Annotated in this window: 9 protein-coding genes; 3 read left to right on the forward strand and 6 right to left on the reverse strand. The window is 36.3% G+C overall.

Translation table 11 applies throughout. From position 1 onward, the window contains the following. Positions 1-146 precede the first annotated feature (146 nt). Complete coding sequence (locus tag N4T20_RS06220; protein WP_260672213.1) at positions 147-950, reverse strand: SDR family oxidoreductase; 804 nt, start codon at positions 948-950, stop codon at positions 147-149. Positions 951-1,284: 334 nt separating this feature from the next. Between N4T20_RS06220 and dnaE the strand changes: the two genes are divergently transcribed. Then, positions 1,285-5,820: a DNA polymerase III subunit alpha gene (dnaE, locus tag N4T20_RS06225; protein WP_260672214.1), complete on the forward strand. Its 4,536-nt coding sequence runs from the start codon at positions 1,285-1,287 to the stop codon at positions 5,818-5,820. 177 nt (positions 5,821-5,997) lie between these two features. Then, positions 5,998-6,969: an outer membrane beta-barrel protein gene (locus N4T20_RS06230; protein ID WP_260672215.1), complete on the forward strand. Its 972-nt coding sequence runs from the start codon at positions 5,998-6,000 to the stop codon at positions 6,967-6,969. 141 nt (positions 6,970-7,110) lie between these two features. Here N4T20_RS06230 and N4T20_RS06235 read toward each other — a convergent pair whose 3' ends face one another. The 4 genes from N4T20_RS06235 to N4T20_RS06250 form a co-directional block, all read right to left on the reverse strand. Beyond that, positions 7,111-8,103, reverse strand: a complete 993-nt coding sequence (locus N4T20_RS06235; RefSeq protein WP_260672216.1) for a Gfo/Idh/MocA family protein — start codon at positions 8,101-8,103, stop codon at positions 7,111-7,113. 422 nt (positions 8,104-8,525) lie between these two features. Next, entirely contained in the window at positions 8,526-10,634 is a 2,109-nt protein-coding gene (locus N4T20_RS06240; protein ID WP_260672217.1) for a prolyl oligopeptidase family serine peptidase, read from the reverse strand. Between the two features lie 130 nt (positions 10,635-10,764). Then, positions 10,765-12,972, reverse strand: coding sequence for a TonB-dependent receptor (locus tag N4T20_RS06245; protein WP_260672218.1), 2,208 nt, complete (start codon positions 12,970-12,972; stop codon positions 10,765-10,767). Between the two features lie 162 nt (positions 12,973-13,134). Next, positions 13,135-13,488: a hypothetical protein gene (locus N4T20_RS06250; protein ID WP_260672219.1), complete on the reverse strand. Its 354-nt coding sequence runs from the start codon at positions 13,486-13,488 to the stop codon at positions 13,135-13,137. Between the two features lie 224 nt (positions 13,489-13,712). On the opposite strand from N4T20_RS06250, the gene N4T20_RS06255 reads away from it, so the two are divergent. Then, complete coding sequence (locus N4T20_RS06255; protein WP_260672220.1) at positions 13,713-14,417, forward strand: porin family protein; 705 nt, start codon at positions 13,713-13,715, stop codon at positions 14,415-14,417. On the opposite strand, the gene N4T20_RS06260 is transcribed toward N4T20_RS06255, so the two are convergent. Further along, positions 14,412-15,017 carry a hypothetical protein gene (locus tag N4T20_RS06260; RefSeq protein ID WP_260672221.1) on the reverse strand — a complete coding sequence of 202 codons (606 nt, stop codon included), beginning with the start codon at positions 15,015-15,017 and terminating at the stop codon, positions 14,412-14,414. The two genes, N4T20_RS06255 and N4T20_RS06260, sit on opposite strands and share 6 nt — an antisense overlap. Positions 15,018-15,258 lie beyond the last annotated feature (241 nt).

Raw genomic sequence — 15,258 nt, forward strand, 5'->3', positions numbered from 1 at the left:
GCAGAGTGACATATTCATTACAATAAATATGTCGCTCCGCTTGAGCTTTTTTCCATCCGTATGATTGAATTTCTATACCTATTTTGCTCTGCTGGAGCATAATAAAAAAGCGTTAAATGCTTTTTGGATAGCTTCATCAGAAATTATTATTCTCCAAAAAATTGTTTGCCAAATTCAGAACGAAAAACTTCATCACCAACTTCTAGTCTTTGTTTGTAAAGCGCTTTTGCATCTTCACCGGCAACATATCTTAATTGGTTTTTTCCATCTGTTGCTGCTTCATAAACGACATCGGCAATTTGTTCCGGAGTCGATGCCATCTCAAACATAACATCAACGTTTCCAAACATTTTATTGGTCATTGTTTTGTACTCGGGCAAAGTGCTTGTGTCAAGAGAACCGTGTAGGAATTCTGTTTTGATTGCTCCTGGAGAAACCGTTTTAATATTTATTCCAAACGGATTTAATTCGTAGGCCATACTTTCGCTCCAGCCTTCTAATCCCCATTTTGTCGCGTGATAGATTGATCCTAAAGGAAAAGCAATCAATCCGCCGATAGAAGTCGTTGAAATAAACGAGCCATTTTTTCTTTCTCTGAAATACGGTATAAATGCATTTGTAACGCGAATTACTCCCAATAAGTTGGTGTCCAATTGTTTGGTGATTTGAGAATCAGAAAGGCTTTCCAAAGGACCAATCAGGCCATAACCGGCATTGTTAAAAACGATATCAATGTCACTGATTTCAAGCGCTTTTTGAACTGTTGCCTGTATTTGATCATAATTGGTGACATCTAATGGCAATAGCGTGATGTTTTTTAATTGAGAAAGTTCTGTTTCTTTTTCAGGGTTTCTCATGGTTGCAATAACATTCCATCCTTTTTCATGGAATAATTTTGCTGTTGCTTTTCCTAAACCTGATGATGCGCCTGTGATAAAAATTGTTTTCATGATTATTGTTTTTTAATTGTTATAATTTGATGAAGCAAAGTTCACGATACACTGCAGCTTAAAAGTGTTCATTTTGGAGCAATGAGTATCCAAAATGAAGAATTGAATTTTTTTAAGAAAAAATGAATGAAATTTGGCTGTTTTTACGTTTAAAGAACAACGATGTTAATTGTGCTTTTTGTTAACAACTTCACTTTATTATTTCCCTAAAAAAAGTGTAAATTTGAATTCCTTCCATTTTTCATTATGTATTTTGCTATGTTTCATGTTGTCAGTAGTTTACGATGTAAAAGATATGAAATTTGGAGCTTTAAAATTTGACTTTTACAATTCTATGTATTTAATATTCGATACCGAAACAACCGGATTACCAAAACGCTGGGACGCCCCGATTACCGATTCTGACAACTGGCCCCGTTGTATACAAATTGCTTGGCAATTGCATGACGAAATGGGACAGCTTGTCGAACATCAGGATTATTTGGTTAAGCCTGACGGATTTAACATTCCGTACGATGCCGAGCGTATTCACGGAATTTCGACAGAATTGGCTGAAGCCGATGGAATCACTTTGGCCGAAGTTTTAGAGAAATTCAATATTGCTTTAAGCAAAACCAAATTCATCGTTGGACAGAATTTAGGTTTCGACGTTAATATTATGGGAGCCGAATTCCATAGAATGGGAGTAGATTCTACGATGGCTTCAATTCCAGTTTTGGATACCTGTACCGAAGTTACGGCTTCATTATTGCAGCTTCCGGGAGGTCGTGGAGGAAAATTCAAACTTCCAACATTGACAGAGTTGCACAGCTATCTTTTCGATCAGCCATTCGCGGAAGCGCACAACGCAACTGCCGACGTTGAGGCAACTACACGTTGTTTCCTTGAATTGGTTAGAAGAGAAGTTTTCACCAAAGAAGAGCTGGATGTTCCGAAAGAATATTTCAAAGATTTTCAGGAGAGAAACCCAGAGCCATTTAAGCTTATTGGTTTAAAACACATCAATTTAAAAGCGGCTTCGGATAAAATCAGAGAACAGCTTAAAGCTTTAGCTGGAGAAGATACGCAAAATGTTGTTTCAGAAGAAGATAAAGCTGATTTTAAAGCGGCAAAATTTGCACATTTGCACAATCATACGCAGTTTTCGGTACTTCAATCGACTATCGGAATTGGAAATATTGTAGCTGCTGCAGCCAAAAACGGAATGCCGGCCGTTGCTATGACAGATACTGGAAACATGATGGGAGCTTTCCATTTTGTGAGCGCCGTTATGAATCACAATAAAGCAGCGTCTGGAAAAAACAAAGCTCTGGTTGAAGCTGGAGAAGAACCAACAGAAACTGAAGTTAAACCAATCGTAGGCTGTGAATTTAATATCTGTGACAATCACTTAGATAAAAGTAAAAAAGACAACGGTTATCAGGTTGTTTTGATGGCTAAAAATAAAGCAGGTTATCATAACTTGGCCAAAATGGCTTCGATTGCTTATACAGATGGATTCTACTATGTGCCGAGAATTGACCGCAAGATTGTGGAGCAATACAAAGGCGACATTATGGTTTTGTCTGGGAATTTATACGGAGAAATTCCGAGTAAAATTCTGAATATTGGTGAAAACCAAGCAGAAGAAGCGTTGATTTGGTGGAAGGAACAATTTGGCGAAGATTTCTATCTAGAAGTTATGCGCCACAATCAGGAAGATGAAAATCGTGTCAACAAAACACTGATTGAGTTTTCGAAAAAACACAACGTTAAATTAATTGCAACTAATAATACTTACTATTTAAATAAAGAAGATGCCAACGCACACGACATTTTATTGTGTGTAAAAGATGGTGAGAAACAGGCAACACCAATTGGTCGCGGACGCGGTTACCGTTACGGACTTCCAAATCAGGAGTATTATTTCAAGTCGCAAGATGAGATGAAAAAACTCTTTGCTGATTTGCCAGAAGCCATTATCAATATTCAGGAAATTATTGATAAGGTTGAAGGATATTCGCTTTACCGAGATGTATTGCTTCCGAAATTCGAAATTCCTGACGAATTTGTTGACCCTGAAGATGAAAAAGACAATGGAGTTCGTGGTGAAAATGCTTATTTGCGTTACCTTACAATGGAAGGTGCCAAAAGAAGATATGGCGAAATTACCGAATCGATTCAGGAGCGACTTGATTTTGAGTTAATGACAATTTCGAACTCCGGTTATCCAGGTTATTTCTTAATTGTACAGGATTTTATCGCCGAAGCAAGAAAAATGGACGTATCTGTAGGGCCAGGGCGTGGTTCTGCAGCGGGTTCAGCCGTTGCGTACTGTCTCGGAATTACCAATATTGACCCTATTAAATATGACTTGCTTTTTGAGCGTTTCCTAAACCCAGACCGTGTATCGATGCCCGATATTGATATTGACTTTGATGATGAGGGTCGTGGACGTGTAATGGAATACGTAATCAATAAATACGGTCAAAAACAGGTAGCACAGATTATCACTTATGGTAAAATGGCAACCAAATCGGCGATTCGTGATACGGCTCGTGTACTGGATTTGCCGTTATTTGAAGCCGATAGAATTGCCAAACTGATTCCGGGTATGATGCCGTCAAAATGGAATCTGGCTCGTTTTATTTCTGAAAGCGAAGAAGAGGTTAAAAAAGCGCTTCGTTCTGACGAATTTGACAATGTAAAAGAATTAATCGCGATTGCCAACGAAGATGATTTGGCAGGAGAAACTATTCAGCAAGCAAAAATCCTAGAAGGATCGATGCGTAACACGGGAATTCATGCCTGCGGGGTAATCATTACGCCATCGGATATTACGAATTACGTTCCCGTAACAACAGCAAAAGATTCGGATTTATATGTAACACAGTTTGACAACTCGGTTGCAGAAAGTGCCGGATTGCTGAAAATGGACTTCTTGGGTTTAAAGACCCTTACGCTGATAAAAGATACCGTAAAACTGGTAAAATATAGAACAGGAATTGAACTGAATCCAGATACTTTTCCAATCGATGATGAAGAAACGTATGCTCTTTTCCAAAGAGGTGAAACGGTTGGAATCTTCCAATACGAGTCGCCCGGAATGCAGAAATACATGAAAGATCTGAAGCCAACGGTTTTTGGAGATTTAATTGCCATGAACGCACTTTATCGTCCGGGGCCTTTGGAGTATATTCCATCTTTCGTTCGAAGAAAAAATGGCGACGAAGAAATCAAATACGATTTAGATGCCTGCGCTGAGTATTTGTCAGAAACCTACGGAATTACGGTTTACCAAGAGCAGGTAATGCTTTTGTCTCAGTCTTTGGCAGGATTTACAAAGGGTGAGGCCGACGTCTTGCGTAAAGCGATGGGTAAGAAACAAAAAGACGTACTAGACAAAATGAAGCCGAAGTTTGTTGAACAAGCCGCAGCAAAAGGTCACGATGCCAAGATTCTAGAGAAAATCTGGAAAGACTGGGAAGCCTTTGCGAGTTACGCCTTCAACAAATCGCACTCGACTTGCTATGCTTGGATTGCGTATCAAACGGCTTACTTGAAAGCGCACTATCCTGCTGAATATATGGCAGCGGTTCTTTCAAATAACATGAACGATATCAAACAGGTTTCGTTCTTCATGGAAGAATGTAAACGTATGGGCTTACAGGTTCTAGGACCATGTGTAAATGAATCGTACTATAAATTTACTGTAAATGACGATTATGCCGTTCGTTTTGGAATGGGGGCGATTAAAGGCGTTGGTTCGGGAGCTGTTGAAACCATTGTAGAAAACAGAAAAGACGGAAGATATAAATCAATTTTTGATCTAGCGAAGCGAATTGATTTGCGTGCAGCTAACAAAAAAGCGATAGAGAATTTAGCATTAGCGGGAGGTTTTGATTCTTTTGAAGGAACTACAAGAGCACAATATTTCCACGATGATGGCGACGGAATTACTTTCTACGAAAAGGCAATGCGCTACGGGTCGAAGTTTCAGGAAAATGAAAACTCGTCTCAGGTAAGTTTATTTGGAGAAACCAGTGAAGTTCAAATTGCAGAACCGGTTGTTCCGCCTTGCGAAGACTGGAGCACCATGGAAAAACTAGCCAAAGAAAAAGAAGTTGTCGGAATCTATATTTCTGGACATCCGCTTGATGATTTTAGGTTCGAGATGAAATATTTCTGCAATTCTCGTCTAGAATCGCTGAAAAGCATGAACGAATATGTTGGGAAAAACTTAATGTTTGCAGGAATTATCAATAACGTTCAGCATCGTGTGGCCAAAAATGGAAAAGGATGGGCGGCATTCAATTTAGAAGGGTATGATGAGAGTTATGAGTTTAAGATTTTTGGTGAGGAATATTTAAAATTCCGCCATTTCTTAATTCAGAACAATTTTGCCTTTTTGAAAATAATGATTAAAGATGGTTGGGTAAATCATGATACAGGTAAAAAATCAGATCCTAGAATGCAGTTTGTCGAGATTCGCCAATTGCAGGATATTCTGGAAGCTTTCGCTAAAAAGCTAATTCTTTTGCTGAATATTAAAGATCTTCATCCTGAATTTATTCATAAACTGAGTCGTTTATTTGCTGAAAATAAAGGAGAGAATTCTGTGACTTTTGAAATCATGGAACTAGAAAAAATAAAACGATTGGTTGAGGTGGAAACTCCAACAGATTTTGAAGCCGATGATGCGGTTTTTGAAGGAGAAAATGAAAATGAAGATGGTGCGACTGAGGATACAAAAATACAACAGGTAAATGAGGTTGAAGAAATAAAAGTGGTGACCAAATTAACCATGCCTAGCCGCCGCTTGAAGGTTAAAATTTCAGCTGAATTATTGCAGGAACTGGAGAAAATGCAGATTAATTTTAAATTGAACTAAAAATTTAACAGTTAAAATTTAAACAGATGTTAATTTTTTATGTTAAAAATATGCGTGCATAATACTTTTTTAGTAATATTGCCCAAAATTACAACGTTTTCGTTCCAAGTCTAACTTTACAAACGATAAGAATGTGTTAAAATATTCTATGTTTGTACTAATCAATAAATCAAAATTATGAAAAAGAACCTATTTTTATTAGGATTGTTAGTTTGCTCAATGGCGACAGTGGCGCAGACAGAAAAAGCTGAAAAACCAGAGAGCTGGTATTTTAAACTAGGAGGATCGTATTTTAACCAAACTGCTTCTACTGAGTTTCCAGAAGTGGGAGGACAGGCACCAAACAGAGATGTTTATTCAGGTGCTTTAACTAACAATAAATTGGTTTCAAGAGAAAGTATTACAGGATCTTTTGGACAAGGTTTCAGAAGTGGTATTACTGCTGGTTACCGTTTTTCTACTCGTTTAGGAGTTGAGATGTCTGCAAACTATTATATCAGTAATAGTAAAACAATGGCACAAACAACAAATAGACTTTATGGATACGATCCAGCTACTACTGCTGCTACATATATTAGTTTTACAGCTGACGGACAAATCAAGGCATTTGATTTAGCGCCTTCTGTTGTAATGTTTTTAGGTGATGCCCATGGTTTTGAACCGTATACTAAAGTTGGAGTTATTGTGCCAATTCACGGTACATTAGATATTAAAACAGATAGAGAGCTTTTAACTTATGTGGGTGCTAATCAAGTAGCTAAAAACAATATTTATTCAAAAGATGTGGTAAAACCAAATCCAACAATTGGATTTATGGCAGCGTTAGGAACATCTTATAAATTAGGAAAACACATTTCTGCTTTTGCAGAGTTAGAATACCGTAACTTTACTGTTCATGGTAAGACAAAAGAAACTACAGAATATACAGTAAATGGGCAAGATGCATTAGCAACTAGAAATACATCACAGAGATATACAAACTATCACAAGAAATTAGATGTAAATTCTAATAATGTGTTGTTTAATCCAAACACTGCAACACCAGATACAGCAGATACAACTAGACCAAATGATAAAATGGATGAGTTAAGCTCTTATGTTGGTATTTCTGGTTTAGGATTAACATTAGGTGTAAAATACAGCCTATAATTTTCCGATTTTTTTTATAGTTTATAGTTTACAAAAAGAGGATATTCGAAAGAATATCCTCTTTTTTTTGTTTCGTTCCTCGGAATGACAATATTGTGTAAATAGTACTCGCTCTTCAACTTCGCTCAGAGTGACAATACTTTATTTAGAATCTCTAAATTCTTTCAAAACTTGATCAATAACCCAAGTCGTTCTGGCGCCAGAAATTCCTTTAGAAGGAGAAGCATCTTCTTTTCCTAATAATTCAGCAATAACAGTTTCTATAAACGGCTGCTGAATATGTAATGGATTTTCTATGGTAATGGTTTCTTTTTCTCCATTTGCATATTGAATATGCAACGGATCATTTCCAAAAGTAGAAAAGGAGATTTTTCCTTTATCTCCCACAATTTCTGTATTATCGTAACGTTCAAAACTTGCAAAATTCCAAATTCCCGAACCGTGAATTCCGTTTTCAAATAAAAATGACATCGAAACGGCATCTTCGGCTGGGTAAGCCATTAATTGAGAAGTTGCGTGTCCGCGAACAGATTTTATCGGACCTAAAACAAAATCAAGAAAATCTAGAGTATGGCAAGCCAAATCAACGAAAATTCCACCTCCTGAAATATGCGGTAAAACAGTCCACGGGAGATTAATTTCATCATCGTAACGGGCTTCAAAAGGATGATATAAAACACAATTAACGTGTCTGATGTTTCCCAATTGTCCTTGGTCAATAATTTCTTTTATTTTTAAAAAACGAGGCAAAGCTCTTCTGTAATAAGCCACAAATAACGGAACATTATGCTCTTTGCAGGCATTGATCATTTCGTTGCATTCTTCAAAAGTTAAGGCCATCGGTTTTTCAACATAAACTGGTTTTCCGGCTTTAGCGCATAAAATGGTATATTCTTTATGAGAAGATGGAGGAGTGGCAATATAAACAGCGTTAACTTCTGGATCATTTATTAGATCTTCGGCATTTGAATACCATTTCGGAACGTTGTGGCGTTTTGCGTAATCTTCAGCAAGAGTCGCATCTCTTCGCATAACGGCCACTAGAGCAGAATTTGGCGCTTTTTGAAACGCTGGACCGCTTTTTACTTCGGTCACATTCCCGCAGCCAATAATTCCCCATTTTATAATTTCCATTGTGTAAGTTTTAGGTTTTTCAAATTTAAAAAAGGTTTGCCACGAATTGCACGAATTTCCACGAATTATTTTTTCACGCAGATTGTGCAGATAAAGCAGATTTTTACAAATAGAATCAGCGTAATCTACAAAATCTGCGAGAGACAAATGATAAACAGAAAAAAGTTAGCTACGAATTCACGAATTTATTTTAATCTGCATGGTTAAAAATTCTGTATCGAATTGTGCGAATTTATTTCACGTTGCCAATAGCTATCAGGACAAAAGATTTTAGTATATGGAATGGAGTTTAATTTTAAATCAGCGTAATCTGCAAAATCTGCGTGAGAGATTGTTTCGTGTAATTTATGATAAAATAAAAGCCACGATATTCACAGAATAATTCGTGAATTCGTGGCTTAAAAAATTTTCAGCTTAAAGTCTTACTTTTTCGGTAAAGCTTTAAAACCCATATTGTAAAGCGTGAAAGCCTGAATGTCTACATTTTCTTGAATGGTAGCCGCAACAGATTTTCCTGCTCCATGTCCAGCTTTTACATCAATTCTAATTAAAACAGGGTTTTCTCCTGTTTGTTTTTCCTGCAATTCAGATGCGAATTTAAAACTGTGTGCAGGAACTACACGATCGTCGTGATCTCCTGTAGTTACCATTGTTGCAGGATAATGTGTTCCTTTTTTTACATTGTGAACAGGAGAATATCCTTTTAAGTATTCGAACATTTCTTTGCTGTCTTGAGCTGTTCCGTAATCAAAAGCCCATCCTGCGCCTGCTGTGAACGCATTGTAACGAAGCATATCCATAACGCCAACTGCAGGTAATGCCACTTTCATTAAATCTGGACGCTGAGTCATAGTTGCGCCAACCAATAAGCCTCCGTTAGATCCTCCGCGAATAGCCAAATAATCAGAAGATGTATATTTTTGAGCAATTAAATATTCTGCTGCAGCGATAAAATCGTCAAATACATTTTGTTTTTGCATTTTTGTTCCTGCATCGTGCCATTTTTTTCCGTATTCGCCGCCGCCTCTTAAGTTAGCAACTGCGTAAACTCCGCCGTTTTCCATCCAAACAGCATTAGCAATGCTGAAACTTGGCGTTAAGCTAATATTGAATCCGCCATATCCGTAAAGAATAGTTGGGTTTTTCCCGTCTAATTTTGTTCCTTTTTTATAGGTAATAATCATCGGAACTTTTGTGCCGTCTTTTGAAGTGTAGAAAACTTGTTTAGACTCGTAATCTTCACTTTTGAAATCTACTTTTGGTTTTTGATAGATTTCAGATTTCCCAGTTTTTGGTTCCAAAGAATAAATGCTTCCTGGAGTTGTATAATTGGCAAAGCTGTAGTACAAAATTTTATCTGCTTTTTTACCGCTAAATCCGCCTGCAGTTCCAACAGCAGGAAGTTTAATTTCACGCACTAATTTCCCGTTGTAATCATATTGCTGTACAAATGACACTGCATCTTTGGTGTAATTAGCAAAGAAATAGCCGGCACCAGTTGAAGGCGATAAAATGTCTTTGGTTTCTTTAATAAAATCTTTCCAGTTTTCAGGTTTCGGATTTGCAGCATCAACAGTTACAATACGTTTGTTGGGAGCATTAAAATCGGTTTCTATAAACAATTTGCTGCCTTGGTTGTCGATAATATTACTGTCGCTGTTAAAGTTGTCAACGATTGTAACAATCGGGCTATTGGCTTTAGTCAGGTCTTTGATGTATAATTCATTCCCGTAAGTCGAGTTCGCAGCTGTAATTACCAAGTAACGGTTGTCTTCAGTAACATATCCGCCCACGTATCTTCTTTTCTGGTCAGCGCCAAAAATCACTTTATCGTCTTTTTGAGAAGTTCCCAATTTGTGAAAATATAATTTGTGCTGATCTGTTTTTGCAGACAATTCACTTCCTTTTGGCTTATCATAACTAGAGTAGTAAAAACCTTCATTTCCGTGCCAAGAGATACCGCTGAATTTTATGTCAACCAAAGTATCTTCTAAAACTTTTTTAGAAAGTGCATCAATGATGATTACTTTTCTCCAGTCACTTCCACCTTCTGAGATTGCATAAGCAGCTTTGCTTCCGTCCTCAGAAAAATCAAGTCCGCCAAGAGAAGTTGTCCCGTCTTTTGAGAAGGTATTAGGGTCTAAGAAAATCTCTTCTTTGCCATTTTCATCTTTTCTATAAACAACAGATTGATTTTGAAGGCCGTTATTTTTTGAATAATAAGTAAATTTTCCTTCTTTGGATGGAGCTCCAATTTTTTCGTAGTTCCAAAGTTCTTCCATTCGCTTTTTAAGTTCGTTGCGAAACGGAATTTTATCTAAATAAGCATAAGTAACTTCGTTTTGAGCTTTTACCCACGCACCAGTTTCGGCAGATTTGTCATCTTCTAACCAACGGTAAGGATCGCTTATTTTGGAATCAAAGTAAACATCGACAGTTTCTCCTTTTTTAGTTTGCGGATATTGCATTTTGCCTTGCCCAAATGATATTCCTACGGTTGTAATTGCCATTAATAAAAATGTTTTTTTCATAGTTAGTTTTTATCTGTTATAACAAAAATAGCATTTTTTGTTGTGAAAAAAATAAACCATACAAGCCATATAAGTAAATATTAGTTAAATGGAAACTAAATGAACTTAGATAACTTATATGGTTAAAAAATTATAAGTTGAAGTTAACTCCCAAAACGATATTTCTTCCAATATTAGGAATGCCGTCTGTTTTTAATCGAGAAAGGTGTGCAATATATTTTTTATCAAATAAATTGTTTCCGTTTAGGTTAATGTCAAAAGCCGTTTTTCCAAGTTTTACTGTTCCTCCAAAACCTAAATTTACCAAAGTATATCCTTTAGAAGCCGTTTCGAAACCGCTCACATTGTCTTGACTGAAAGTTGAGGAAACATTCAAAGAAGCAAAACCTTCGCTTAGCCAATTTTTGATGTTAAATTCAGTTCTAAGCGTGTTATTCCAATTGTTTGCGGGAATTAGAGGCAAATAATCTTTATTTTCTTTTTTGCCTGTAACCGTTTCAAAACTGGTTTCAAAATGCAGCCAATCTAACGGGTGAGGATGAAAGTGCAAGCCAACCTCACCTCCGTACAATTGCGCATTGTCCTGAACATAGGCAAAAACATCATTATCATCTAAAACTTCTCCAGTTGGCGAAGTGTAGATGTAATTGTTTACGTGATTATAGAATCCGTTTATGAAAAACTCGAAATGGGTATTTTTGTATTCTAAGTTTAAATCGGTCTGAACATTTTGTTCTGTTTTTAGATTTGCATTTCCAATTTCGTAGCGATTCGTTCCTTCGTGAACCCCGTTTGAAGTTAATTCGGCCAAGTTTGGCGCTCTAAATCCAGTGGCAACATTTAAACGAAGCGTTAATGGTTCTGCCAATTTAGTTTTGTAGCCCAAAGAAGCATTAAAGCTGTCAAAAGAACGGTCTAAAGCCTGAAAATATCCTTCTTCACCTTCAGTTCCGTGAGCGATAGAAGTAATGTTCCTATTGTCAAAACGCAATCCTGCTTGAATGACACTGTTGTCCCACTCGTAATTTGCCGTTCCAAAAACTCCAAAATCGTTGGTTGTGGCATCTGGAATTAAATATTCTTCGCCAGAATTTTTATTCGTCTGATGCATTCCCTGAATTCCTAAAATAGTTTCGATTTTTCCGAATTTCGGGAAATGGTATTTTGCATTATAATTGAAAGTGTTCAATTTCATGTGTAGAGAAGCCTCATTGCTGTCTTCAAATTCGCTTCGGTCATTAGCAATATAGCCTAAATCGACATCCAATTTTGAATTTTCAAAAAAGATCACATTGTTTAAGCTCAATAAATGATTGAAAATTCCTTGTCTCGGAAATTGAGTGTCTTTGCTTGAAGATTGTGCCGCAATTCCATCTTCTGGAATTCCGATGTCTAATTTGTTGTAGTTGTATCGTAAAACACTTGAGAAACTCGAATTGCTGTACCCAATTCCAGTTTTAAAATCAGTTTCGTTGTAACGTGAGTTTGTTACTCGATCTCCGCCAGCTATTTTGTAGTCAGAATGCGTGTTGTAGCTTCCTCGTGCTAAAAACTTCCAGTTCTCGGTAGAAGTTTTTAATCCGATGGAAGAATTGCTTCCTTCTGTATTGGTGAAATATTTTTGGCTGAAATTGGCTTTAAAATCGCCCGCGTCAGCAAATTTTTCAGGGTTGAAATATAAAACGCCTCCTAAAGCATCAGAGCCGTACAATAAAGATGCAGGGCCTTTAATTACTTCGACACTTTCAATCCCGGCATCATTTAAGCCTAAACCATGTTCGTCTCCAAACTGCTGATTTTCAATGCGAACTCCTTGAGAATAAACCAAAACACGATTACCGCTAAGTCCGCGAATTACTGGTTTTCCAATAGAAGTTCCTGTTGAAATCTGAGAAACTCCAGGAATTGTCGCTAAACCTTCAATTAAAGTTGAGGTTCCTTTTTGCTGCAATGTTTTAATGCTTTCATGCTCAATTTTCATGACGTTTTGCGATTGCAATTTGTTGAAAGGAGTTGAAACCACTACTTCGTCCATTTCTAAAACAGATTCTTCAAGAATAATGTCCAGCGTATTTTGCTTTAGCAGTTTTACGATGGTTTTATTTTGATTGGCATATCCAACATATGTAAAAGCAATGCGCAGACTTCCATTTGGGAGATTATTCAATTCATATTTTCCGTTGGCATCTGTTGTTGTTCCTTTATGCAACTCGGGCGCATAAACGGAAACCCCAGGCAATGGCTGATTTTGATTGTCGGTTACAGTTCCCGAAACCGAATTTTGAGCAGTAAGTATGCTCGAGAACCCTAAAATAAGGGCAATTATAAGTTTTTTCATTTTGAAAATGATGCTATAGTTAAATTGATTTTTTCTTTGAATGAAAACCAAAACAAACAGCAAAGCATTCTGATCCTAATTGATGTAAAATAGGATTAGGAAACTCAATGTTTTTTTTTGAATTTTAAATTAAAAGAAATGTTTTTTTCGCAAGATTGAACCTTAAGAAACTATAGCAGCAGGAGGGCCTCGTAAGAAATACGGATGAACAGAAACAGAAAAGATTTTCTCTGTAAACGAAAAGAAATAAGGGATTTCTTTATCAAAAGAATGGAACTGAAAGCTAAAACTTTCAGGGACAATGTAACTTCCAAAGGCAAAATTACAAACAAAACAAACCTCATAATCATGATGCTGGTGTGTTATTTCGCCACTTGGATCATTATAGTTATGATGGCATTGTTTTTCTGAAAGCTGTCTTACAATATGCTCATAGCTATGTATTGACTGAAACAATATCGAAAACAATATTGTGACAGCAAACGATAAACTTAATATGAGCTGCTTTCTCTTCATGCTCTGCAAAGGTATAAAAGATAAAAAGAAAATTGATTAATTTTTTGTCTCACCGAATTGATTTATTAGAAATAATGCAGCAATTAATTTTATTCGCAGTCAAAATGAGAATATTTTTGCTTCATAGCTTTACCGCAGAAAGCATTATATTATATTTGTATGTGAAATAAATGTGCTTCAAAAAGCGTTTATTTGTAATTATCCTTTAAAACCCAAACCACGATATGCGAATTATTTTTAGCTGTTTATTTTTACTCACCTTCTTTAACTCTTTTGCACAAGAAGATGTTAAGCCTGAGATAAAACCAGTTATAAAAATTGATTCTCTATATCGAGAAGATCAGTTTTATTTTTCGGTTACCTATAATATGTTTACCGATATTCCTGTTGATTTTAAACAGAATAAATTTTCTTTAGGACTTTCTGGAGGTTTCTTGCGCGATATGCCAGTCAATAAATCCAGAACTGTTGCTATTGCTGCAGGTCTAGGCTTAAGCTATCAAAACTATTACCAGAATCTTACTATTTCTAATGACGGATCAGGATCGATAATATACGGAGTTAACGATTATGGTCAGTTTGTTTCCAATCGTTACCGACAGTATTCTGTAGACCTTCCAATCGAATTCAGATGGCGTAATTCGACTTATGAAAGCACTAAATTTTGGCGCATTTATGGTGGTGTAAAGTTGAGCTATGTTTTTTCGAATGCATCGACTCTTGATGATGGTGAAAAAACATATAAAATCAAGAATAATCCAAGTATTAACAAATTTCAGTACGGGCCATATCTTGCAGCAGGATACAACACATGGAACCTTTACGTGTATTATGGTTTAAGCCCTTTGTTTAAATCGGCAACAACTGTAAATGGAGAAAAAATCAATATGAAAACCTTAAATGCTGGATTGATCTTTTATATTTTATAGCCACAGGTATAAAAATAAAAGCTGGGGCATTATTCCGATAAACAATCCAATTAAAATTTCTCTAGAAGTATGCGCGTTCATTTCTAAGCGCGATGAAGCCACAATTCCCGACAATAAAATAAGCAAAGCCGGCCAGTACGGATTATGCAGCTGAAGATGGATGTTTAACCCGATAACAAAAATCGTTAAACCCGAAATAGCGACCATATGCAGACTTGCTTTTGTCTTAAAAAGCACGCAGACCAATGCTAAAATGGTACTGAACAATGCGGCGAGAAAAAAGAAATGAAGCTCTGGATAACGAGTAATGACAATACTTCTTTTGACTAATAAAATATATAAAAAGCATTGTAAAATAAGCGGAATGGTTCGTTCTGAAGTCTGGCTCAGCATGATTGATTTTACATGGCCAGTCGATTTTAGGAGTAAATAAAATAAGACAGGCACAATAATATTAATGACCAAAATCTGGATTAGAACAAAATATTTTTCGTTTGTGCTGAAAATATCGTCTTTGTAAAATAAGTAAAACAAGGTAGCATACAGCGATATAAAAATCGGATGCAGTATATAAGAGAAGATTGGAAGTGCTTTTTTCAAAATATGCAAATTTGTGGTCTAAAAACAAATATACTCAATAAATGTTTTCTGCCACGAAATGTTTTTCTGCCACGAATTACACGAATTATTTTTTTCACGGGTTTTAGTGCTATAATCAGTTATAGTCTTTTTAATCTTTGGCTTAAAATTTTCACGCTGATTTGGCAGATCTGGCAGATTTTTTTTAAAATTAATTGGTGTGAATTCGTGCAATTCGTGGCTAACTTTTTTTTTAAGAAAT

The sequence above is a fragment of the Flavobacterium sp. TR2 genome (genome assembly GCF_025252405.1).
Classification (GTDB): Bacteria; Bacteroidota; Bacteroidia; order Flavobacteriales; family Flavobacteriaceae; genus Flavobacterium.

What these genes read in the sequence shown, in the direction of transcription:
- N4T20_RS06250 (WP_260672219.1), bottom strand. Translation starts at nt 13,488, where the DNA reads ATGAAGAGAAAGCAGCTCATATTAAGTTTATCGTTTGCTGTCACAATA.
- N4T20_RS06240 (WP_260672217.1), bottom strand. Translation starts at nt 10,634, where the DNA reads ATGAAAAAAACATTTTTATTAATGGCAATTACAACCGTAGGAATATCA.
- dnaE (WP_260672214.1), top strand. Translation starts at nt 1,285, where the DNA reads ATGTATTTAATATTCGATACCGAAACAACCGGATTACCAAAACGCTGG.
- N4T20_RS06230 (WP_260672215.1), top strand. Translation starts at nt 5,998, where the DNA reads ATGAAAAAGAACCTATTTTTATTAGGATTGTTAGTTTGCTCAATGGCG.
- N4T20_RS06235 (WP_260672216.1), bottom strand. Translation starts at nt 8,103, where the DNA reads ATGGAAATTATAAAATGGGGAATTATTGGCTGCGGGAATGTGACCGAA.
- N4T20_RS06245 (WP_260672218.1), bottom strand. Translation starts at nt 12,972, where the DNA reads ATGAAAAAACTTATAATTGCCCTTATTTTAGGGTTCTCGAGCATACTT.
- N4T20_RS06220 (WP_260672213.1), bottom strand. Translation starts at nt 950, where the DNA reads ATGAAAACAATTTTTATCACAGGCGCATCATCAGGTTTAGGAAAAGCA.
- N4T20_RS06255 (WP_260672220.1), top strand. Translation starts at nt 13,713, where the DNA reads ATGCGAATTATTTTTAGCTGTTTATTTTTACTCACCTTCTTTAACTCT.